This is a genomic window from Psychrosphaera sp. 1_MG-2023, from assembly GCF_030548245.1.
In the GTDB taxonomy this organism is placed as follows: Bacteria; Pseudomonadota; Gammaproteobacteria; order Enterobacterales; family Alteromonadaceae; genus Psychrosphaera; species Psychrosphaera algicola.
Genome location: NZ_JAUORW010000019.1, coordinates 1 through 23,931, shown reverse-complemented (window position 1 = coordinate 23,931; position 23,931 = coordinate 1). Strand labels below are relative to the sequence as shown.

18 protein-coding genes are annotated in these 23,931 nt (G+C 40.6%); 7 read left to right on the top strand and 11 right to left on the bottom strand.

Annotation, left to right across the window (positions count from 1 at the left end):
* Positions 1 to 76: 76 nt before the first annotated feature.
* The 3 genes from Q4575_RS16290 (at position 77) to Q4575_RS16280 (ending at position 3,343) form a co-directional block, all read left to right on the top strand.
* Positions 77 to 778 (top strand): SIMPL domain-containing protein, encoded by a 702-nt coding sequence (locus Q4575_RS16290; RefSeq protein ID WP_303523535.1) that lies wholly within the window; start codon positions 77 to 79, stop codon positions 776 to 778.
* Between the two features lie 379 nt (positions 779 to 1,157).
* The gene (locus Q4575_RS16285) at positions 1,158 to 2,699 is read left to right on the top strand and encodes a diguanylate cyclase (RefSeq protein WP_272181688.1); all 1,542 of its coding nucleotides are present in this window, start codon (positions 1,158 to 1,160) and stop codon (positions 2,697 to 2,699) included.
* A gap of 26 nt (positions 2,700 to 2,725) precedes the next feature.
* Positions 2,726 to 3,343, top strand: a complete 618-nt coding sequence (locus Q4575_RS16280; protein WP_303523534.1) for a hypothetical protein — start codon at positions 2,726 to 2,728, stop codon at positions 3,341 to 3,343.
* Between the two features lie 131 nt (positions 3,344 to 3,474).
* Here Q4575_RS16280 and Q4575_RS16275 read toward each other — a convergent pair whose 3' ends face one another.
* The 7 genes from Q4575_RS16275 to Q4575_RS16245 all read right to left on the bottom strand — a co-directional run bounded on the left by Q4575_RS16275 (position 3,475) and on the right by Q4575_RS16245 (position 12,794).
* Positions 3,475 to 4,578: a phosphoribosylaminoimidazolesuccinocarboxamide synthase gene (locus Q4575_RS16275; RefSeq protein WP_303523533.1), complete on the bottom strand. Its 1,104-nt coding sequence runs from the start codon at positions 4,576 to 4,578 to the stop codon at positions 3,475 to 3,477.
* A gap of 109 nt (positions 4,579 to 4,687) precedes the next feature.
* Entirely contained in the window at positions 4,688 to 6,310 is a 1,623-nt protein-coding gene (locus Q4575_RS16270; protein ID WP_303523532.1) for a methyl-accepting chemotaxis protein, read from the bottom strand.
* A 221-nt stretch (positions 6,311 to 6,531) separates the two neighbouring features.
* A complete protein-coding gene (locus Q4575_RS16265) occupies positions 6,532 to 7,299 on the bottom strand; it encodes an ABC transporter permease (RefSeq protein WP_215965500.1) in 768 nt (255 codons plus the stop codon).
* On the bottom strand, positions 7,299 to 8,249 hold the full coding sequence (locus Q4575_RS16260) for an ABC transporter ATP-binding protein (RefSeq protein WP_303523531.1): 951 nt from the start codon (positions 8,247 to 8,249) through the stop codon (positions 7,299 to 7,301). The genes Q4575_RS16265 and Q4575_RS16260 overlap by 1 nt, the downstream gene beginning before the upstream one ends.
* Before the next feature lie 10 nt (positions 8,250 to 8,259).
* On the bottom strand, positions 8,260 to 8,904 hold the full coding sequence (locus Q4575_RS16255; protein ID WP_303523530.1) for a flavin prenyltransferase UbiX: 645 nt from the start codon (positions 8,902 to 8,904) through the stop codon (positions 8,260 to 8,262).
* A gap of 16 nt (positions 8,905 to 8,920) precedes the next feature.
* The gene (gene mpl / locus Q4575_RS16250; RefSeq protein WP_303523529.1) at positions 8,921 to 10,297 is read right to left on the bottom strand and encodes a UDP-N-acetylmuramate:L-alanyl-gamma-D-glutamyl-meso-diaminopimelate ligase; all 1,377 of its coding nucleotides are present in this window, start codon (positions 10,295 to 10,297) and stop codon (positions 8,921 to 8,923) included.
* Positions 10,298 to 10,373: 76 nt separating this feature from the next.
* Positions 10,374 to 12,794, bottom strand: coding sequence for a zinc-dependent metalloprotease (locus tag Q4575_RS16245; RefSeq protein WP_303523528.1), 2,421 nt, complete (start codon positions 12,792 to 12,794; stop codon positions 10,374 to 10,376).
* 234 nt (positions 12,795 to 13,028) lie between these two features.
* On the opposite strand from Q4575_RS16245, the gene Q4575_RS16240 reads away from it, so the two are divergent.
* Together Q4575_RS16240 and Q4575_RS16235 are read left to right on the top strand one after the other, a co-directional pair.
* Positions 13,029 to 14,009, top strand: a complete 981-nt coding sequence (locus Q4575_RS16240) for a class 1 fructose-bisphosphatase (RefSeq protein ID WP_215965220.1) — start codon at positions 13,029 to 13,031, stop codon at positions 14,007 to 14,009.
* 218 nt (positions 14,010 to 14,227) lie between these two features.
* Positions 14,228 to 14,695, top strand: a complete 468-nt coding sequence (locus tag Q4575_RS16235; protein ID WP_303523527.1) for a hotdog fold domain-containing protein — start codon at positions 14,228 to 14,230, stop codon at positions 14,693 to 14,695.
* A 57-nt stretch (positions 14,696 to 14,752) separates the two neighbouring features.
* Here Q4575_RS16235 and purU read toward each other — a convergent pair whose 3' ends face one another.
* From purU to Q4575_RS16220, 3 genes are all read right to left on the bottom strand, one after another.
* Positions 14,753 to 15,604, bottom strand: a complete 852-nt coding sequence (gene purU / locus Q4575_RS16230) for a formyltetrahydrofolate deformylase (RefSeq protein ID WP_303523526.1) — start codon at positions 15,602 to 15,604, stop codon at positions 14,753 to 14,755.
* A 129-nt stretch (positions 15,605 to 15,733) separates the two neighbouring features.
* The gene (locus Q4575_RS16225) at positions 15,734 to 17,785 is read right to left on the bottom strand and encodes a DUF3857 domain-containing protein (protein WP_303523525.1); all 2,052 of its coding nucleotides are present in this window, start codon (positions 17,783 to 17,785) and stop codon (positions 15,734 to 15,736) included.
* Positions 17,782 to 19,134 carry a hypothetical protein gene (locus Q4575_RS16220; protein WP_303523524.1) on the bottom strand — a complete coding sequence of 451 codons (1,353 nt, stop codon included), beginning with the start codon at positions 19,132 to 19,134 and terminating at the stop codon, positions 17,782 to 17,784. The genes Q4575_RS16225 and Q4575_RS16220 overlap by 4 nt, the downstream gene beginning before the upstream one ends.
* Before the next feature lie 179 nt (positions 19,135 to 19,313).
* Here Q4575_RS16220 and Q4575_RS16215 point away from each other — a divergent pair, with 179 nt between their 5' ends.
* Positions 19,314 to 20,237 carry a manganese-dependent inorganic pyrophosphatase gene (locus Q4575_RS16215; protein WP_303523523.1) on the top strand — a complete coding sequence of 308 codons (924 nt, stop codon included), beginning with the start codon at positions 19,314 to 19,316 and terminating at the stop codon, positions 20,235 to 20,237.
* Positions 20,238 to 20,395: 158 nt separating this feature from the next.
* Entirely contained in the window at positions 20,396 to 21,541 is a 1,146-nt protein-coding gene (locus Q4575_RS16210; protein WP_303523564.1) for an MFS transporter, read from the top strand.
* On the opposite strand, the gene Q4575_RS16205 is transcribed toward Q4575_RS16210, so the two are convergent.
* A complete protein-coding gene (locus Q4575_RS16205) occupies positions 21,496 to 21,726 on the bottom strand; it encodes a hypothetical protein (RefSeq protein WP_303523522.1) in 231 nt (76 codons plus the stop codon). The two genes, Q4575_RS16210 and Q4575_RS16205, sit on opposite strands and share 46 nt — an antisense overlap.
* Positions 21,727 to 23,931: the final 2,205 nt, after the last annotated feature.

The following is a 23,931-nucleotide window of genomic DNA, read 5'->3' as shown; positions in this document are numbered from 1 at the left end:
TAAAACTTGCTTTATTCTTAGTGAACTTATACAAATTGCCGTTGTCGAATCACTAACTATTGAACAAGGATATTTCATGAGATTCATCCCGTTAATTTTATTTTTTGCCGTTTTTTTATCGCCTTTTGTTCTTATTGCAGAGGGACAACCCAGCTTTCCGTTTTTGAGTGTGGTTGGTCATGCTGAATATGAAATACCGCCAGATAAGTCAGAGGTCAGTTTTCGGATAGTTACGTTCGCAGAAGAGTCAGAAGATGCCGTTAAAAAAATCGTCTATATTTCTAATCATGTGAACAAGATTATTACGGAATTGGGTATCGACCCTAAACATGTTAATTCGTTTGATATAACAAAAAAAGCAAAGCGTTTTCGCCATAGAGAGTCTCAAAACGAACTTCAGATTTTGGGCTACGAGATGAACCAAAATTTTAATGTTGTGATATTTGATCTATTGGCATCAGAAAAACTGGTGAATAAACTGTTAGTCCTCAACGGAGTTGAAGGCATTAACGTTACGTTTGACTTACAAAGCCGAAAAGAAATAGAGCAAAAGTTGTCAGTATTAGCCGGTAAAGATGCCAAACAACGCGCAGAAAACCTCGCATTGGGAGTTGGCGCTACCATTGGCTCTGTTTATTCGGTTAGAGAGCAGGGGCGAAGTTATCAAGCATTCGGTGTTAGACAAAATTCTTCGATGAGAGAGAACTTGTCAATCAACCCGCCTGAAACGATTACAGTAACTAAGTCTATTGAGGTTATCTATCGTATAAATCCTTAGTTTTTTGTTACGGATTAGCCGGTTAACTTTTTGATATCCGACAGAGGAGTGTAAGTCGTTACTCGATTTTCATGCTGTATTTTGGATGGTTTGGAATTTTTTCTGCGAACTAAGAAATACAGACTATACTTTCTTTTTAATGTACCGACATTTAGCGAAACTATGCATTTCCGATGTTATTCACGTCAAAGGAAGCTAGTTATTAAGTGTTTTTAGATGGCGAACTCCTATTGGCAGCAGCGAAAAGCGATGAAGTAAAGCGAATAGAGCGCCAGTACACAGCGACATATAGAAGATCAGTCCATTGTTTTTTTGATATGTTCTTAGTAAGCACTAATTGTGACTACAACCTCACCAATAATAATAAGAGGGTTGTCTAATGGAGTGGAAGACTGTTACATCCACTGAACGAGATATAGAAAGTCATATTCGAATTAAAGAACGTGTCGCCTGCGACCACTTATTTAATGTTCAAGCGCTTTACGACATCCGCTTAAAAGATATTGTAATTTTTACAGTCGTATACATATTGCTCGCGAGATTTAGTCAAAGCTTTGCGATTGCACCTAGCCATGTCAGTCCTATTTGGATCCCTTCTGGAGTCTTGTTTGCATTAGCCTTAAAGTATGGTGTCCGTGTTTGGCCGGGGGTTTTTGTCGGCGTATTATTTAACAATATTTGGACCTATTCGAGCTCAACTGCATTAATTGATTCTTTGATAGCTGGGGTTTTTAATGGCATAGGTGATGTTTTTAGCATCATTGGATCTGCCGCACTTATTTATCATTTAACCAAAACAAATAACCCATTGCATCGCAAACTACATTTTGCCATTTTTGTCGCTGTCGGGGTCATATTAGGGCCCCTAATTAGCGCTTTGTTTGGCGTATTGGGGCTATCTGTTTTTGATTTTATTGGTTATAAAGATTTGATCAATATGTTTTTTACTTGGTGGGTTGGTGATGCTGTTGGCGTATTGGTATTTACGCCATTATTGATCTCTTGGTTTAATCCTGAACAGATTCATCATAACCATAGCGCTTTGGTGTTCTTTATTATTGCGTTGCCCGCTAGTTTAGCGACAGCAGCTATTTTTGACTTAATAATTATGCCTATTGAATTGATGTTCTTGAGCACTATTATGTTGCCGATGCTGTTAGTTACTATGGTGCATTATGGGCAGCGCATACTTTTTACAATTCAACTGATTGTGTTAGCAATCGCGGTTACTGCAACATCACAAAATTTAGGCCCTTTTGCCGTGGGGGACAGCAACCTGTCTCTTATTCAATTGCAGTGGTTTGTTGCTATTTTTTCATGCTCCATTTTTGGTCTAGCGGTAGTGACCTATGAAAATCAAAATGCCAAAGAAGTCATTTTTGAAAAAATGAAGGAGCTAGAAAAATTATACCGAACGGATAACTTAACCGGCGTCGCAAATCGGCATCTCATCACAGAGTTTATTAATCGTGAATTTTCACGTATGGCTCGCACCAACCTACATTTTGGGGTGATATTAATCGATCTGGATAATTTCAAACTTGTAAACGACAAGTTTGGGCATAACGTTGGCGATCAGGTATTAATACAAATGTGTGAAGCGATTCAACTGCAAATCCGAACAAATGATTTGCTCGGGCGTTGGGGCGGCGAAGAGTTTATTGTGATTTGTGACAACATTGACCGAGATGGTTTGATGCATGTAGCTGAGAAAATAAGAATTATGATTGAAAATTCTACATTTGAACAATACCTCAGTCTAACCATCAGTTTAGGCATAACACTAGCGGATCAAAACGATACGATAAATACGTTAACAAAACGCGCAGATGATGGCTTGTATACTTCGAAACGGAATGGTAAAAATTGCTCTACCTATGTCGATGGTAGTCATAGTGATTTATCAACGACCACGAAATAATTGTTTTGAAATACGAGAGCTCTGTAATGGAATTTGACAAAGAGAAATACAAAATTTGGAAGTTACCTCACCCAATGTTAATACACTGGGTAGTAAACCCTGGGCTAGCTTTTAATGAGCTTATCCTAGGACAACGAATTCCTAAGATAACCTTAATTGATAAAACCAGCGACGCCCCGTTAATGGAGCGGCAATATATTCCCTGTCCACACTGCAATACGATTCACAATGGCTTGTTATGGGCTAAACGAGGCGCCTATAAAAACTGGTTTGGGTTTATGTGCCCTACATGTGAAAACGTCATTCCATGCCTTTGGAACTTTACAAGCTTGGTTCTATTGGCTATTACCTTTCCGATTTGGGGTTGGTTTCGTAAACCGTTAAAAACAAAGTGGTTGAAGTTTAAAAAGGCAGAGTTACTAAATAGTCCCGAAGCTGAACTTCCAACAGCAAAACAAACGCCTTGGCTGAAAATGGGTCTTATTTATGGCGCATTAATGTTTTGTTTTACCGCTGTACCAAAGATCGTTAGTGGTGAATTGACCTCGACAGGTATTGCCGTGCAAGTGGGTATTTGGCTCCTTGCTGGCTTGGCATTTGGTGGTGTAATGAAATTGGTATTAGGCTGTAGTAAAGTGCAATAAGGGCTGGTGCTTTATTGTGCATTTGAAAGTAGGCTACCTTTTTGGATAAAGTCGTCACCAAAGATAGAACAAAATAGGTAAATAAAAACCCGCTCAAGTCAGCGGGTTTATTGTATTTACGTACTTATAACCTATTTAATTAAATCAAATTTCTCGCGTAATACGTCGATGATTTCTTGTTTTGGATCCGCAGATAAAACGATTTTCTCACCAGTTATTTTTTCTGCAATATTGCGATAGGTTTCTGAAATTGCCATGATAACGTCTTTTGGTAAATCATTGTCTCGTGCTAATGCTTCGCGTTCAGGCATACGGTTTTTATTGAGTAAGATATCTGGATCTGGAAAATAGTTTAACAAGGTCTGTCTAAAACCTTCTTTAGAGTTTTCTACAACTTTACCATCACGGTAACTTGGTCCATCCCAAATACGCGATGAGTCTGGGGTTCCGACTTCATCCATATAGATCAACTTATCGTTACCTGATGCGTCTTTGACATAGCCAAATTCAAATTTAGTATCGACAAATACTTGGTCAATTTGCTCCAGAGCGTCGCTTATAAGGTTGAACCCTTCCTTTAGTAACACTTCATAGCGAGCGACATCTGATTCTTTTAAGAAGTTAAAAGCTTCGTAGTTTTCTAAAATATCCTGACGTCGAATATTTACGTCATCGGCTTCAGGCACATTAGGGATCCCTTTTAGAATACCTTTTGTAGACGGCGTAATTAATATTTCAGGTAACTTTTGATCTTGTTGTAAATTGTCAGGCAAGGCGATGCCACAAAATTCGCGTTCACCTTTTTCATAACTGCGCCACATCGAGCCTGTTATATATTGACGGGCAATGGCTTCAATCATGACAGGTTTTGCTTTTTGCACTATCCAGACAAATGGATGGGGGATATCCAAAATGTGGCTATCAGCTAATCCCTGTTCTTTAAATAATCGGAACCAGTGATTAGAAACGGCATTTAGTGCAGCGCCTTTCCCTGGAACACCTTTGATCCCTCCTTCACCGTGCCAGATGCAATCAAATGCCGAGATGCGGTCACTGATAACCATAATGGCCAAAGGAGCGTCAGATTGAACGTCATAGCCTTTTTCTGCAATCAGTCGTTTGCTGTCTTGCTCGGTAAGCCAATAGACGGAACGTACTTTTCCGCTATGCACAGGCAGGTCGGTTTTTATTGGAAGATCATTATTAACTGCTAAAACGGAACTGGCTAAGCTCATTTGGGATCCTAAGGTGGTAACGAAGAGTCGATTTTGCGCGAATTTTAGCAAATGCAGCGAACAACAAAAAGACTACAATGCAGTCTTTTTGTCGAACTTAGTGTTAATTTTACAATTTAAACTTAGATGCCGCTTCAAGTAGGTCGTCAGACAGAGTATGCAGACTCTTAGAAACGTCACGAATGTCGTCTAGGGCTTCTAATGAATCACCGATTGAATGGTTCATGTCGTCAACGTTTTGGGTAACGGTTTGCGCGACCATAGTTTGCTGCTCGGTTGCGGTGGCAATTTGGGTATTGAGCTGATTAATCGTTTGAATATGCGTCGCAATTTTATTAACTGATTCACCGGTCTGTGCTGCAAATTCTTCATTTCTTTGTGCTTGCGTACTGGCACTTTCCATTGATTCAACCGACGCACTTGCTGCCTCTGTTAGGGCATTAAGCAATTCTCTAATTTCCGTAGTCGATTTAGATGTACGACTTGCTAATTCTCTTACTTCATCAGCAACCACGGCAAAACCACGGCCTTGTTCGCCTGCACGGGCAGCTTCAATAGCGGCGTTTAACGCCAATAAGTTTGTTTGTTCAGCGATAGAAGTGATTACATCTAAGATTTTGTTTACGTTCTGCGTATCTTGAGCCAGTTTATGAATGACGGTAGACGCCACTTTAATTTCGTTATTGAGCGCTTGCGACACGGCCATAGTTTGATTCAAAATTTCAAGGCTTTGAATTGCTTCTTGTTCTGCGTTAGTAGTCGCGGTTGCCGCTTCATTAGCCGAATTTGTTATTTCAGCAACACTTTGGCTCATTTCAGTCATGGATTGTTTAACATGAGTCGAGTCTTCGCCTTGTTTATGCATGGCCGATTCTGCAACTTCCATTCGTTGGATTAATCGAGTGGAGTTGTCCAATAATGGTTGAACCACCGACATAACGTCACTAATAGACCCTCTTAATACCGCCATGAAACGATTAAAGTTGCGCGACATTTGGCCAATTTCGTCATTGCTTTCAACAACTAACGTGGACTTTAAATCACCGTCACCATCGGCTAACTCGCGTAAGGTTTCCGCTGCTACTGATGCGGTTTGTTTAATGCCTTTACCGATGACAATGCCTAATCCAACAATGATAAACACGAGAACAACAGATACGAGAACACTGGTGAAAATGGCGTTTTCTGATCGGGTTTTGGAATCTTCGGCCAACTGTGAATATTTATTGTCAGACTGTTTTTTGTATTGCTCTAAATTGCTTGTCAGTTGTTCAAAAAGGTCCGACTTAACTTTAGCTTTTTCTTGAACCACCGCAAAATCGACGTCACCTGCAATAAAGCTTTTGACGATGACTTTGGCAATCTCATTGTAGTCTTTTAGTGTTGATTTAAATTCGTTGAGTTTGGCGCGCTCCGCGGCCTGCTCGAGACGTTGAATAGAGTCGATGTTTTTTAATAAGCGCTCGTATTGTGCTTCTGCGCTATTAATTAAGTCTTCATCACCAAACGTAACTGCCTGGGTGTAGGTTTCATCTATTTTGTTGATAATAAAAGAGTTAGCGGTAGATAACTGGGCTATTTCATATCGGCTGTTTTTTAGTTCATCTAAGTTTTTATTATTGGCACTGATGGCAGTTGCATTTAAGACGATAACCACAATTAGCGCTACAAGTGCAATAACTGTAATGACATTTATTTTAATAAAGACACTTAGATTTTTAAAATTGTCCACGTGATCAAACCCTTTAATATCCGGAGGCGTTGTTTTTTATCGACCCAAGTGGTCATTTCTTTAGTCTAATTATTAACTATGCATTAAAAAACAGCCTACTTCATAATAATCAAAAAAATTAGTTAACAACATATAGTTATAGTTGAATAAAGGGGAGTGTAAAGTGCAGATGGGATGAATCGAGGTAAAAATAGGATTTTTACCTCGATTTTAAATTTTTGTTACGAACGAATACCAATACCACGATTTATTAACATCATTGCGATGGTGAAAAATATCACAGCAAAGCCAATGATCATTGCAAATGCGAATGTTAAATTGACGTCAGTTACGCCCAAAAAACCATAACGAAAGGCATTAACCATATATACGATTGGATTAATCTTTGACACGGTTTGCCAAACTTCAGGTAATAAAGTCAGGCTATAGAAGACACCACCGAGATACGTTAGAGGGGTAAGCACAAATGTTGGTATGATTGATATGTCATCAAATGTATTGGCAAAGATGGCGTTAATTAACCCCGCCAACGCAAAAACCATCGCCGTGAGCAGTACTGTTGAGATTAATACAAAGTAGCTATGAATATGAATATCAACAAAAAATGTCGCAACGAGCGTTACGATAATGCCCACTAACAAACCACGTAACATACCACCACCAATATAGCCTAAAACAATAATGTAATTAGGCACAGGTGCAACGAGCAACTCTTCAATGTTTCGTTGAAACTTGGCACTAAAAAATGAGCTCGCTACGTTTGAATAGGAATTTGTAATTACAGACATCATGATCAAGCCTGGCACTATAAAGGCCATGTAATCAAACCCGCCCATTTGGCCAATGCGCTCGCCTATTAGGCTACCGAAGATGACAAAATAGAGTGTCATAGTTATCGCTGGTGGGACTAAGGTTTGAACCCAAATACGGAGAAATCGTGTGCATTCTTTAATTAAGACGGCATTAAGCGCGACTGAATATTTGCCAATCATGATTTGTCTCCTTTGTTCGCTTTTTGTTGTTTGCCGTCTTCTACAAGTTTGACAAATAATTCTTCAAGTCGATTGGACTTATTGCGCATACTCAATACTTGGATATTCTGATTGGTTAATTGAGTGAATACGTCGTTAAGGCCCTTTTGTTTTTCCACCGACACTTCAATTGTGTGGTCGTCGATAATAGAGTAAGTAAAATCGGTTAACTCTGGCGCTTGGCTAAATTCAACCGTATCTAAAATGAAAGTTTCAATATTGAGTTTTGACAGCAAACTCTTCATATCGGTGTTTTCACCAATCTCACCTTTATCGATAATCGCAATGTTACGACACAGCATTTCTGCCTCTTCGAGGTAATGCGTTGTCAATATTATCGTGATGCCTTCTTTATTAATTTTATTTAGAAATTCCCACATACTGCGGCGGATCTCAATGTCTACACCTGCGGTTGGCTCATCTAAAATTAACAGTTTAGGTTCGTGCATTAAGGCACGTGCAATCATTAGTCTGCGTTTCATTCCGCCAGAAAGTGAACGTGCAGCGTCGTTGCGTTTTTCCCACAAATCAATCTGTTTGAGGTATTTCTCTGCTCGAATATGCGCTTCGCCGCGCTCAACACCATAATATCCAGCTTGGTTTAATACAATTTGTAAAACGGTTTCAAACTGATTGAAGTTAAATTCCTGTGGAACTAAGCCGATTTGCGCTTTTGCATCTTCAAGCTCGGTATCGATGTCGTATCCAAACACCTTTACTGAACCCGATGATTTATTCACAAGTGAACTAATAACGCCAATTGTGGTGGACTTTCCTGCACCATTTGGGCCTAACAGGGCAAAAAAGTCACCCTGTTCAACACTAAAAGTAACCCCTTTAAGTGCTTCTACCGTACGATTTTTAGAACGATAGGTCTTTTTTAAATCTGTTATTTCTAAGGCTTTCATATCGTTAAGTTTACTTTTTATTTGTATAGCCCCAACGTGGGACTAAAGTTTGTTCAATTCGGAGGTGGTCTAACATTCTGGCGACCATAAATTGCACTAAATCGTCAATGGATTTTGGCTGATGATAAAACCCAGGTGCTGCGGGCATTATAGTGACCCCCAACCTTGAAAGCTTTAACATATTTTCTAAATGGATAGCGGAAAAAGGTGTTTCACGGGGGACCAAAATAAGGTTACCACGTTCTTTTATAACCACATCTGCCGCTCGCTCAAGTAAATTGTCACTGGTGCCATTGGCAATGGCCGATAAAGTACCGGTGGAGCACGGGACTACGATCATATTTTTAGGTGCAGCCGAACCCGAGGCTGGGGGAGAAAACCACTGATCTTTTCCCAACACACAAATTTGCCCAGTGGCACTGTTGAAGTAGTTTTCGCACCATTGGCTAGCCTTTTCAGGGTGAGCGGGGATATCGAGTTCAACTTCAGTTTTAAATACCACTTTTGCTGCACTTGAAAACAACAAATAGATTTGATGATTGGCGGCAACTAACTGTTTAATTAGCTCTAAAGTATAAGGTGCGCCAGATGCACCAGTTACACCAATAGTCACTTCACCTGCAAATAAGCTCGGACCGGAATAAGGCTGTGTCATCTCATTCTCCATGGCGTTAGTTTGACGCAAATTTTGTATTTAATTGATTTGTAATTAGCTGGTGAATACCCGAAAACCCACCATTACTCATCACCACTATATGGTCATTTGGTTGGCAAATTTCAATCACACGTGCAACTAAACTTGATATTGACGTTTCGATAGTGGTTGGTGTTGTCGAGTTAGACAAATGTTCTGCCCAGTCTAAATCTTTTTCGAGAAACAGAAAAACCTGATCTGCGTTTTGCCACGAATCCGCTAATGTATCTTTATGCACACCCATTTTCATTGTATTTGAACGAGGTTCTATGATGGCAATGATCCTGCGTGTCCCTACTTTTTGGCGAAGTCCAGCGAGAGTGGTATTGATTGCTGTTGGGTGGTGGGCAAAGTCGTCATAAACTTCAATGTTGTGCTGATTGTAAATTAGTTCCATGCGTCGTTTGGGGCTGATGAAGTTCGAAAGTGAAGCTATCGCTTGCGCTGTTGTCAGCCCAGCATGGTGAGACGCTGCCAAAGCCATTAACCCGTTGTCGACATTATGTTGACCCGTTAATGTCCACGCCACTTGACCTACCAATGTTTGTTGGTAATAAACGTCAAATCGACTGCCGTCAGTTCGGCCTTCACTATTAGGCATAAGCTTTGCCTGCCAGTCGGCATGATCACCGACTAATTCAACATCGCTCCAGCAACCGAGTTGAAGTGTTTCGGTTATCGCATTTACATGTTTTGGTGCAATGATTTTACCGGTTGAAGGCACAGTCCGAACCAAGTGATGAAACTGGGTTTGGATAGCGCTTATGTCTGGAAAAATATCAGCGTGGTCAAATTCTAAATTATTGATCGTGACCGTACGTGGTAAGTAATGCACAAACTTAGAGCGTTTATCAAAAAATGCAGTATCGTATTCATCGGCTTCAATAACAAAAAATGGAGACTTTCCGGCACGGGCCGAAACCGAAAAATTGCCAGGCACCCCGCCAATGAGGTAGCCAGGTTCTAGTCCTGCGTCTTCTAACAGCCAGGCAATCATGCTTGAAGTTGTGGTCTTGCCATGCGTTCCACTCGAAGCGATAACCCAACGGTCTTTAAGAAGGTGGTGTTTTAGCCACTCTGGACCAGATGTATAAGGTATGTTTCTATCAAGGATATATTCTACAGCTGGATTGCCCCGCGAAAGGGCATTGCCGATTACGACAACATCAGGTTGAGGGTCAAATTGGCTCGTGTCCCAACCTTGGGTTAGTTCAATGCCTAATTGCTCTAATTGAGTCGACATGGGTGGGTAAACATTTTGATCAGAGCCCGTCACTTTATGACCTAGCTCTTTGGCAATAGCCGCGATTCCGCCCATGAAGGTACCGCAGATCCCGAGAATATGTATATGCATGATTTTATTACATGATGGAGTTTGTAACAGGATAACAAAAAGGCGACTTGTTCGTCGCCTTGGTTTACATTTTTTTCTAAATTGGCGAACCTGGCGGCAACTTAGGTGCTTTAATTAACGGCTGCCATTTACGGTGTTCTAAATACCAGTCAATGTGGTGCTGCAACAAATAAAGTGTCGTGTCACTGTGAGCTGTTTTCTCGACAATCGACACGGATAACCAATTTGACATACCTTTTATGACTTTCAGCGTTGCCGCTTTTATTTCAATACTTGATGATTCATTGGTTAATAAGGTCATTAGATTTTCAACCGTTAATGCCGATAATCTCTGATAAACGGGAGCTTGGCTACTATCCGTTGGCAGTGTTTTTACTGTGCTATCAACAATCGTTTGCAAGTATTCGGTGAGCGACCAGTTGCTTTGATCTTGGCTATGTTGAAACGCAATTCGGTTTAGACGAGCAGGGTCTAATATGGCCTGCAGCGTATGTTGCGCGTTGGCGCTTGCTAATGTTATTGGATCAAAAACTAAACCCATTTTTGATGGCGCACTTTCCCTATTCTTATAGCTGCCATAGGCTTTAGGTGTAATTAGGGTTAAGGCTGTTTTAGGTATGGTTAGATTATCAAAAGTTAACGTGGCCATGAGCTGCTCTAAAGCAAAACGTTGACGTAAAGACGTAACATTGCTGATGCCGTGGTTTTTAGCGCCTTTAATTTCGTAATGATAGTCCACGCCGCCAATGAGTTTTGCTGCAGCAGTGACTTGGAATCGATGAAATAAGTAAATAGGGACTAAAATTTCTTGTAAATCACTTAATGGTTGGTTTGCCGCTAAATTGTTAAGGCCAAACTGAGCTAGGGCAACCTTTCTTATTTCTAGCATACGTTGTAGTTCAATTGCAGGATCTTGACCATTATCCCATAAATGCCCATCTGGATTAGCACTACTCATCGCCCGTGCATCAGGGTCCGACATATAGCGTAAGCCGGCATTTTTTGCTTGTTCGACAAGTTTTGCAAGAGCTTCGGTTTCGTTGCCATCCTTACCAAACTCGGAATAACCATACTTGATGACATAGTGATCCCAGTCACCGACACCATGGGTATAGGCTTGCGAAAGGTCTATTTTTCCGTCAATAAGTACTGCATTTGGATGTGGGTAGTCCATCACAGAGGCGCGCTTATTAACCGACGCCGAAAAGTTATGCGCTATACCTAACGTATGGCCAATCTCGTGCGCAGAAAGCTGTCTGATACGGTCCAAAGCCATGCTTTTTATCGCGTTTGTGTCGGGCTTGTCTGAAGTAAATGGTGCCGTAAGTCCCTGTGCGATGAGATAGTCTTGGCGCACACGTAGTGAACCTAATGTCACATGGCCTTTAATAATTTCTCCGGTTCTGGGATCTATAACCGATGCACCATAACTCCAGCCTCGCGTAGCGCGATGAACCCACTGAATCGTATTGTAGCGGACGTCCATTGGATCGGCATGGGGCGGTAACATTTTTATTTGAAAAGCATCAATGTATCCGGCGCTTTCGAACGCTTTATTCCACCATTTTGCACCGTCTAATAATGCCGTTTTAACAGGTTCTGGCGTACCTGGATCAAGATAATAAACAATTGGTTTTATGGCCTGGCTCTTTGCCTTATTTGGGAAACGTTTTTGTAATCGATGTCGAGGGATATATTTAACGTCCATAGATTGGTCTAGTGAGGCTGAGTAATCTTTATGGGATACGCTCCAAAAACCACTGAATGGGTGAAATTTACGTGGTTTGTATTTATCGTCAGGCAATTCAATTAAAGAATGACGCATGTGAACACTGAGCGCTGAAGGATCTGGTGCTATTTGTTTCACATATTTGCCAGCTTTGCTGCCCACAAATGTAATTATAGCTTCGAGTTCGGTATTTTTAGGGAACGCTTTACTGCTGCCAAAATCGACGGCACTTCTGGATTTATCAACACTGAAGGACCCCTGCTCTGTAGCGGTTAGTGTCGCGGAAACTTGGTGGATATCGCTTAAAAGAAAATCGGTGTATTCAATAAGAATGGAACCGCGAGTCTTAGCCTTTATTTCAAATCCTTGAATGATTGAAGTGGCAAATGCTTCTTCAACGCTTTTTTGTTCTGCACGATTTGTCGATGACGCTCGGTAGTCGGTATTTAGTTGCACCAATAATACTTTATTACCATGGCGTTCAAATTGAACCAAGCGAGTACGACCTAATTGACCGCGGTCTAAACCTATGTCGTTAGAGCCTAAACCGCTTGGAAGAGAACTTTGAAATAGGAAAGGTTTATTTTCTTTGTCAACGTTAAGAAATATTTTGCCGCTATCCTTGTCATAGTAGAAGTCATAATAACCTTCGATATGCAACATATCGCGCGTGAATTCGCCGACTGAGCTGACGGCAGCAAATAACTGAAAGGTTAAAAATAAAGTGGCTATACTTAAATAACGTAACCCGTGTTTCCAAAATCGCATTTGCTAACTTCCATCTTTTATCGGTTAATGTTTAGTGTGCATTATGTTGGGAGTGATTGGAATAACCAGACAATCGTTTTTAGTAAAAAGCTTATGTAATCGTGTTGGTAAACTTTCATGTTAGGCAACTTTTGACCTGCAAAGTCGACCATTTTGATGTATCATGTTCGGAAAATTTGGCGGAATATTAGTAGTCTCTGCGTCGGCAGAGGGAATTAAAAGGGCAAAACTTATATGCGTAGATTAGCACCAGTTTTAAGAGAAGACGGCGTAGAGCTAGATTTAATTTCATTAATAAGAACCATTTTAGCAGCGTGTAAAGATATTTCGTTTCGCGTAGGGCAAGCTGACTTAGCAGGTGTTTTAGGTTCAACGCTAGACGAAAATATTCAAGGCGAAACGCAGAAAAAATTAGACATATTGTCCAACCAATTATTAAAAGACATGCTGTTGGAATCTGGGTTTGTTCGTGCCATAGCCTCTGAAGAAGAGGACTTTGTAGTAGAAGGGATCCACGGTGGTCGTTTTTTAGTTGCATTTGATCCCTTAGACGGCAGCTCAAATATCGACGTAAACAGTCTTACTGGCACCATATTTTCTATTATGCCGGTACCAGCTGACAAACCGACAGATGAACCTATTACCGAGCAAGACTTTTTGCAACCGGGTCGTAATCAAGTCGCTGCGGGCTATGTAATGTATGGACCTTCAACTATTTTGGCACTTACAACGGGCAAAGGTGTGAAGTTTTATACCTTGGATAAAACCCATGGGTCATTTTTGCTGACACAAGAAGCCGTCACCATTGAAGAAGAAACTCAGGAATTTGCAATTAATAGTTCAAATCAGCATAAATGGGAAATTCCGATGCAGCGCTATATTCGGGACATTTTAGATGGTAAGCAGGGCATTCGTGGTAAAAACTTTAACATGCGATGGGTCGCTTGTATGGTTGGCGATGTGCATCGCATTTTATGCCGTGGTGGGATCTTCACTTACCCGGCTCACACTGACGAAGTAGATAAGCCATTTAAGCTTCGCCTTTTGTATGAAGCCAATCCGATGGGATTATTGATCGAACAAGCTGGTGGATTAATATCAACCGGTAGCCAGAATATTCTTGATATACAGCCAACTGAATTGCATCAGCGAGTGCCGGTTATTTTGGGTTCAAAACAGGAAGTATTAACCTGTTTGGACTACCATAATTATTAATTGATTTGGTTTCAAATATTGACCTAAAAGCATCCTTAATTGGATGCTTTTTTGTTTCTGGCATATTTGTTTCTGGTATAGATGAGCAATAATATTTGGACTTCATCTGGTCGGATGTGTTACTTTGCCCCACTAATGTAATTCGGTCATGCCGTGCTAACTGAGCGGTATTTTTCGAACATATTAATTATTTAAATCTTGTTGATAGGTGAAGGGTAATGTCTAAAAACTATGTGCTGTCCTTGTATAACAAAATGGGTAAATTACCTTTTGGTAAAAAATTGTTTAGTTTATTTGCTAGCAATAAAGCCCCGTATTTTAAGACCGTGTCTCCTTTGATCACAAAAGTGGTTCCTGGCGAATGTCACTGCCTAATCAAAAAGCGCAGAAAGGTCGAAAATCATATTGGCACTGTACATGTCATTGCTATAGCAAATGGTCTTGAAATGGCAATGGGTTTTATGGCGGAAGCATCAATACCAACCCATTTACGATGGATACCTAAAGGCATGGATTTACAATACACCGCCAAGGCCGGTAGTGATATTCGTTGCGTCGCTTTACTAGAGAATAATCAATGGCAAGTTGGCGACCTGCCAGTTGAAGTTACAGCGTTTGATGAAAATGATGTTGTGGTTGTTAAAGGGATTATCCACTTATGGGTATCTGAAAAACCGAAAAAATAACCAATGCTCGGTATTTAATCGGTTTTAAATAGGCCTCTGTTTTTATAAAGCGAGGCACTAATCAGCAAAAACGACAGTCTTGTTGCCTTTAACCATTACGCGGTGCTCTAGGTGGTATCTAAGCCCGCGTGCTAGTGCCTGCTTTTCACATTCTTTACCTTTACGCACCATGTCTTGTACTGAGTCACTGTGGCTTATTCTACTTATTTCCTGCTCAATGATAGGCCCTGCATCTAAGTCTGCTGTGACATAATGGCAGGTTGCTCCAATCAGTTTTACACCACGTTCATAGGCTTGATGATAAGGTTTTGCACCTACAAACGAGGGCAAAAAGCTGTGGTGAATATTGATGACTTGGTGAGCAAACTTTTGACATAAGGTGTCTGGTAAAATTTGCATAAACCTAGCAAGCACTATGGTATCGGCTTCGTAGTCAGAGACGAACTGTTCCATTTGACTAAATGCAGAGGTTTTGTCGGCCTTAAAATCGATATGGTGGAATGGAAGTTGATACCATTGAGCGTATTTTTCCATTTCTTTATGATTAGCAATAACCGCAACAATTTCACAGTTTAATTCGTTTTCATGCCAACGATGTAAGATATCAGTGATGCAATGAGATTCTTTACTGGCCATGAGCACAACTCGATTTTTTACGGCATTGTCGGCCAATGTCCAGTTCATATCGTATTGAGTCGCTATTGCATTGAAGTCATTCTGTAACTTGTCTTTAGTCGTGACTGTGGGATCAAAAATGATTTCGTGACGCATGAAAAACCATTTTGTTTCGCCATCAGTATGGTGATTTGCTTCGATAATCGAAATTTGGTGTTTCGCTAAAAAGTTACTTACTGCAGCGACGAGCCCAATTTGGTCCGGGCATGAAATAGTTAATGTTAATTTGTTCATAGTTTAATACTGCTTGTTTCCAATTTATCTATGATAACGCCCAATATGCCAATGTTTTAAGAATGCATCGACATATACTAGATCCCTTGCACTAACTTAACTGTTTTGGTCAGTGTTAGCTCCCGAGGGTTACTCGGGATTATTTTGTTCTGAACTTGCCTGCTCAGACAGCTTACGATTAAGTAAGTTTCGTAATACAGAACGTATCGATGTACTCGCATTTTTTCCGTTATAAACAGACAAATAAATCGCGTCTCTAATCTTTTTTATATCTCGAACATAACCTGCAACCGAAGCTGGTGGCATGGATTTTTGTTTCGTTTCATAATGATGTTTAACCGTTAACCTTTCTTTCTCAAAACTGATGTCTCTAACGTATTTGATAGATTCATTTTCGATAGTCAGTGGGTTGTTTTCAAATGTCCATTCCACCGTTTCTGGAAAAATAATATCTACTTGTTGTGAGACTTCTGAATGATGGTATAAACCCAGTGGAAATTTACGTTGAATGGTACTAGGTAACTGGGCATAACTCGACAGAAACTCACCGTATAATGGCGTGGTAACTCGATTATTTTCGATATGCCAAAATTCAGCTATTTTGAATTTACCTGTCAATTCGACAATGTTGTTGACTGTGTCATCTACCACTTTTATGTCGTCAACGACGCTGATCCCGTGGAAGTGTTTACTGTAAAAATCCAGATAATGCTTGGTGAACTCTGTAATTGATTGGGCGGCTAACGCGCCTCTTAAGTATTCTGCTTCGTGGCTGTGGAATTTAATCGACATCGTTAGATTGACGTCATCTTCATAACCACCTGTAGCTGCAAAAGTCTCATGCACATGGGTTTGTGAACGATGTTTAAATTGTGTTTTTAATTCAGTTAACGACTTTTGATTAGGCCTGATAACCAACGCTTGCTCAAAGCTAGAAACACCTATGTTATCCAACTTGCCTAATTGAAATGTTCTTGTGCCGTCAATCCAGTATTCTTTGCCATCAACGATGAAATAAGAAATAACATGATCAAAATGTCCTGGACTTGGTAAGTTATCGGCAATGGTTCCCCGTGATTGCATTGAAATCAGCGCTGGGTACGCTTCAATTCCCTGTTCGGTTAATAGGTAATTTAGCAACATGGTTTTGTCTTTACAGTCACCATAACGACGCTCAAACACTTCACCTGGTTTCGATGGGATATGGCTGTTCTGGCCGGTTTCAATTCCGAAGTAGCGGACATCGTTTTGGACAAATTTTATTGCAGCTTCAATGTACTCAAATTTATCCTTGGATGTCGCTTTTAATTCATTGACATATTGTTGCAGAATTTTTGAAGCTGAATTTTGCTGTTTGTAATGGATCAAAGCCCAGTCGATAACTGACTGCCAACTGTTAAATTCACTAAATTCGATAAATGGGTAAGGGGTAAAGCCTGCCGGATAACCTTGTTCATCTAAGATTGCGAGGTTATCTTTTTGAGCCCAGGAATATTCAATGGTTGTTGCGGTTTTGTTAACCACAGGCTCGCCCGAATGTTTGTGGACTCGATATTCTAAAGGTCGGTCAAGGTCGGTAACTAAGCGCATAAAGCTCGATTGCACAGCCACGCCCCATCCCAGCGAAAACGAAGCAAAATTATTGTCACCAAAAACTGGGTTTTTACCGTAGGTTGTAGATGCGTACTCAACAATATCGCCCACTCGGATGTCGGGAATAACAATAAAAACAGTGACTTTGCCGTCGTAAATGTTGTTATTAACTTGTTCTTCGCGTTGGAATAGTTCGATTTTACTGGTGCGAGTAAGATCCAGTGTGGTTGCGCCACGTTTAACTAAAATTTTATGCAAAGCAAATGTCTGGAATTCAGGATTAAACTGCATAGAAAGTTTAGACGCCTGTTCAAGGCTTTGTTCGGTTGTGACTTTTTGTGCGACTCGCGAGAAGCTGTCGTATCGACCCTCGGAGACATTAAGTTGCTCGTCACTTAGTAAGTATTGACTGCCCTGAGAAAGCTCCTTTTGTGGCTCTGGAACAGCTTGCTCTAATACCCAATCTGGTATTGGCGTAATTGAGTATTGAAATCCACCCGAGGTGAGAGGTTCATCTGAGGCAAATGCAATTCCGCTATTGGCCATTAACACAACAAACAAAATGCGAATTATCGAGGTTTTAATCATAATTTATGGTGCTCAGTAATAAAAAGTTTTGCAGGTTCGAATCCCAAGTTAGCGCTTTTTTGGACTAATTCTTGTCCTTTTAGCTCATTCTGTTTTGAGGTATCTGCCGTTTGAATAAAATATTTGCCTAATATAAACATGGCGTTTAAGTCGTTTTTAGACGACGCAAACTTGAGTAGGTCAATTTCGTTATCTGGAATTGCCTGTCTAGCTTCTACTGGAGGTTGGTAATGTTTTCCAACCGCTTGAATAATATTGATGTTTTGAGTGGCTTGCCACCATCCTGAAACTGCCTGAGTCGGTGAAGGGTGGCTTAGAATATTGTCTAAAACAAGCTGGTAAGCAGTGCTTTGATCACTTAGTTTGATGATTTGTTCAAGGCTTAGGTCAACCTGCTTAAATTCTTCTTCTGTCTCGCCGTATCTAAGTAAGGTGTCTATCAGCGTTAAGTGGGCTTCAAGCGAGCCACTTTCAGAATAAGAGACTAGCGGTTCGATGAGTTGTTGAAGTGCATTTAAATCGTGTTGTTGTAATGCAATGTCTGCCCGAGCGACCGCAATCAGTTGCCTTAGATGTTCTGGTTTTCCAAGGGTGTCGATGACATTTTGTGCTTCGTCTACTTTTTTGGCATTTAGCAGTTTTTTTACATCAAGGAGCACAATTGGCGCATGGCTTTGTTCGCGATAGGTTTGCAACGCTAAATTGGTCGACATCTGACGCGAGACGGGCTGGCTAATAGCACTTTTATGGATTGCATACATAAACTCAGAGTTATCAAAATACTGGTATCTGAATTTTTGAGTCAAGCGGTCGAAGGTGTGCATTTTGTAAATAAAGCCGACCTCGCCTAAGATGATTTCTGACCCTAAAAGGTCAAATCCAGCGGTATCAAGGATGACATATGCTTCATCAATTTCGCGAACTTTAACCGCATGGCGCGGCGTTTGACCATTATTTTCACCAATAAGCTGCGTTGCAATTGCTTTCACATTTGTCAATAACTGCTCCGCTTTAGCCGATTCTTTGGTTTCTAGTGCGCATCGGTATAACGACAACGTCGCCACTAAACTTGTGCGATTGAGTCGAATTGCATCAATGAGTCTGGACTGGTTCTCAGGGAGGCAGATTTGATTTCGTTCAACTGTGTCAAACGACCTGATAATATCGAGGTAATTTCCATAAACTTGGATGGAACCGAGTTGATTAAATTGCTCTAAAGCTAATCGCCACTGCTGAGGTGTTAATGTTTGAATTAGGTTTTTGTCAATTTTTGCAACGGTTTGTTGTTTCGTTGCTGAACAAGACGCTAGGGTTAGCACAATCGCGATTGCGGCTAAAATTCTGAACATTTCATTCCCTGAATTTGTGATAAGTATTCCCCCATACTAACCCGCGTAGACAGGATACTTCAATCTTAGACTGAATCGATTTAACTAAGGCGTTATATTTTTAGGTTAATTACTCGAATTTTGCGCTAATTTGGTTATAATTCGCGCCAATATCAAAACTACTTTTGTGAAGGTTTATCATGCCAAATTATGTTGTGGGTCATAAAATCCCAGATTCAGACTCTATCTGCTCTGCAATTGCATTGTCTTATTTGAAAACAACGTTGGGTGAACCAACTGTACCAGCGAGATTGGGTGAGTTGTCACCTGAGACGCTATACATATTGGACAAATTTGGCTTTGAACAGCCTGAACTAAAATTATCGTATGCGGGCGAGAGCTTATACATAGTCGACCATTCAGACCGCGTACAGGGTCCAGATGACATTGACGAGGCAACAATCCTAGGGATTATTGATCATCATAAACTTGGCGATATCACGACAAATGCCCCATTAGAATGTTGGATCCGTCCAGTAGGTTGTACGAATACCATCATCAAAATGATGTATGACTTCCATGATGTTGAAATTCCTAAAGATATTGCGGGTGCGATGATGTGTGCAATATTAAGTGACACAGTTATTTTTAAATCCCCAACGTGCACAACGGCTGACATTAAATGTGTAGAAGCACTCGCCGAAATTGCTGGAATTGATGATCCAAAAGAAGTTGGTATGGATATGTTCAAAGTAAAATCAGCGGTTGAAGGAACGCCAGTTCGAGACTTAGTATTACGTGATTTTAAAGACTTTAAAATGAACGGACAGTTGATAGGTATCGGTCAGCTGGAAGTTATCGACTTAGCGATTTTCGATGACATGAAAGCGGATTTAGAAGCCGATATTGCGGCACTAAAAGAAGAGGGCGGTCGTCATACTGTAATGTTGTTATTAACAGACATTATGAAAGAAGGCTCAGAAGTTTTGGTGTCTAGCGACGATGCGAGCATTGTTGAATCCGCCTACGGCGTTAAATTGGTCGACAATAAAGTATGGCTTGACGGTGTATTAAGCCGTAAGAAACAAGTTGTACCACCGTTGCAGGAAACGTTCGGCGCTTAATCGCAACATCCTGCTAAAAAGGCCGCTAAATAGCGGCCTTTTTTCTCTTAAATTTTGCGCAACTACTCTTGATCAACATTTTGGCTCATGGGGAAACAATTTTGAAATTATCTAATCCTTTTACTGCTTTACCACAGCAGCATGTCTTTTTGTTGGCAATGGCTTTTGTTATGCCCTTTGTCTTTTCTGTTTGGGTCACACTGCTAAATAACTTTGTTGTTGAAAAAGCGGCTTTTACCGGAGCAGAAATTGGCATGTTACAGTCAATTAGAGAGATCCCGGGGTTTTTAGCCTTCACCGCGATATACGTTTTGCTATTTATTAAAGAACAAAAATTTGCCATTTTGTCGTTAGGTTTATTGTCTTTTGGTGTTGCGATTACTGGATACTTTCCGTCAGAAATTGGTCTCTATTTAACCACGTTAGTTATGTCGATTGGCTTTCACTATTATGAAACCACGCAACAAAGTTTAACGTTACAGTGGCTACCAAAAGATCAAGCGGCCCATTTTATGGGTAAAGCATTAGCTATGAAGTCATTTGCGTCGCTACTTGCATTTGGTGGTATTTGGTTGGCGATGGAGTACTTTTCCGTTAGTTATGAGTCGACCTATTTGAGTGCCGGGGTCATTGGTGCTTGTATTGTTATTTGGTTGTTGATGCGCTTTCCAACTTTTGAACAACCACATGCTCAACACAAAAAAATTATATTGCGAAAAACCTACTGGTTGTATTACGCCTTGACGTTTTTAAGCGGTGCACGACGTCAAATATTTATGGTGTTTGCCGGTTTTATGATGGTCGACAAGTTTGGTTATAGTGTTGGTGAGATTAGTATTCTGTTTGGTATTAATTACGTTTTTAACCTGTTGTTTGCATCTAAGATTGGCAAACTTGTTGGTAAAATTGGTGAACGTAAAGCGTTAACCTTGGAGTATGTGGGACTTATTTTAGTCTTTACCGGTTACGCTTTTGTTGAGTCTTCAGAAATTGCCGCTGGTTTGTATGTCATTGACCATATGTTTTTTGCCTTAGCGATTGCGATAAAAACCTACTTACAAAAAATTGCCGACCAGAAAGATCTCGCCGCAACAGCGTCTGTTAGCTTTACGATTAATCATATTGCTGCAGTTGTTATTCCTGCTTTGTTAGGTTTGTTATGGTTACATTCCCCAACGTCGGTTTTCCTGGTCGGAACTGGCTTTGCTGTGTGCAGTTTAGTTTGTGCTTATTTTATTCCAGATAGACCGACGCAGACTCATGTGACTCGTTTTATTACAACGCCAGCTGTTGTTACTGGATAACAAATTGGCTCATAATTCGCTTTGCAGGCTGCGCCTTTCTTTGCCTTGCAGGCGGCTATTTCGACTGCGTCGACCTTACTTTTTTCAACAGCCAAAAAAGTAGGCAAAAAGGCCGCATCCAGCCAATATTCTTGGCTTACATTAAATTCAGTTTTGTCTAAAAGACGGGATGTAATTTCGTCCATGAAAACATCCCTTACTCGACGTCCTGTCTCATACTTTTGAAAACTGATTTAATTTCAGGAATATTGAATGGAGGAAAAAAGTCGCCTGAACTTTATGTGCAATAACGCGTTGTTTTAAAGACAAATGTCCTCCCAAATAACCAGGAAAAACCGTCATCCCAAAAGAGCCACGGCGATATTAGGGATCTCCAACCGAGTGCAGAGGAATTTCATAATTCACTTTCAATTGGCTCAAAGTAATCAGAACAAAAAACGTCATCCCCTAGCTTGTAATATGAGTCGAGCCTTAGCGATATTAGGGAACTCCAACCGAGTGCAGAGGAATCACATAATTCGCTTTGCAGGCTGCGCCTTTCTTTGCCCTGCGGGCGGCTATTTCGACTGCGTCGACCTTACTTTTTTCAACAGCCAAAAAAGTAGGCAAAAAGGCCGCTTTCGGCCAAATCCCTAATCCTTATTTAAGATTTATATTATCGTCGAAGACGGAATGTACGTACATCCCTATGCACATTCCTTGCAACGGCGTCCATGCCGTTCACTTCGAGATATAAATCTCAACTAAGGGGGATTTAGACGAAGGAAAAAGTCGCCTGAACTTTATGTGTAATAACACGTTGTTTTAAAGAAAAACCGTCATTCAAAATCAACAGAAAAAACGTCATCCCCTAGCTAGTAATATGAGTCGAGCCTTAGCGATATTTGGGACCTCCAACCGGGCGCAGAGGAATTTCATAATCCGCCCTAAATTAGCTCATAATTTCAGAACAAAAAACGTCATCCTAAAAGAGCCTTAGCGATATTTGGGATCTCCAACCGAGTGCAGAGGAAGTTCATTATTCACTTTCAATTGGCTCAAAGTAATCAGAACAAAAAACGTCATCCTAAAAGAGCCTTAGCGATATTTGGGACCTCCAACCGAGTGCAGAGGAATTTCATAATTCACCTTTCAATTGGCTCAAAGTAATCAGAACAAAAAACGTCATCCCTTAGCTTGTAATATGAGTCGAGCCTTAGCGATATTAGGGACCTCCAACCGAGTGCAGAGGAATCACATAATTCGCCTTGCAGGCTACGCCTTTCTTTGCCCTGCGGGCGGCTATTTCGACTGCGTCGACCATACTTTTTGCAACAGCCCCAAAAGTAGGCAAAAAGGCCGCTTTCGGCCAAATCCCTAATCCTTATTTAAGATTTATATTATCGTCGAAGACGGAATGTACGTACATCCCTATACACATTCCTTGCAACGGCGTCCCTGCCGTTCACTTCGAGATATAAATCTCAACTAAGGGGGATTTAGACGAAGGAAAAAGTCGCCTGAACTTTAGGTGTGAAAACGTGCTTTTTTAGAAATACCGTCATTCAAAATCAACAGAAAAAATCGTCATCCCAAAAGAGCCACGGCGATATTAGGGATCTCCAACCGAGTGCTGAGGAATCACATAATTCGCCCCAAATTAGCTCATAATTTCAGAACAAAAAACGTCATCCCTTAGCTTGTAATATGAGTCGAGCCACGGCGATATTTGGGACCTCCAACCGGGCGCAGAGGAATTTCATAATTCGCCCTAAATTAGCTCATAATTTCAGAACAAAAAACGTCATCCCAAAAGAGCCACGGCGATATTAGGGATCTCCAACCGAGTGCAGAGGAATCATATAATTCGCCCTAAATTGGCTCATAATTTCAGAACAAAAAACGTCATCCCTTGCTTGTAAAATTAGTTTGTAGCAAAGGTTTGTGTAATTTGATACAAATATAAATATTGTTAAAAAGAGGAAAGTTTCCTCTGATTAAACTGTTATGTTTCAATCGGGAATGGTTGTGTTCGAAAAAGGTTTATCAATTTCAGTAGCTATTGCTTTTATTTTCAGTTCATTTCCTTTCGTATTTAATGCGGGAGTTGAAATAGTCATTTTAAAGGGCTTTTGGTGGACCACCTCAGCTATAATAGTTGCACTTTTTTATTATGTATTTGCAGTTCTTTCTTTGTATTACTCGCTTAATGCCCCAAGGTTAAACTATAAGTTTTTATATTTTACTTTGGCAAACAACAAGTACTTGATTCATTTACCAATACTTTTGTGTACTATTTTTCAGTATACGTTTTGGTTTGTGGTATCTGAAACATAACAACACGCCCTGAGGTGGACAGCAAGTATTAATACTCACTTTCCACCGCATATTTCAGAAGGGGTGAGCCCTTA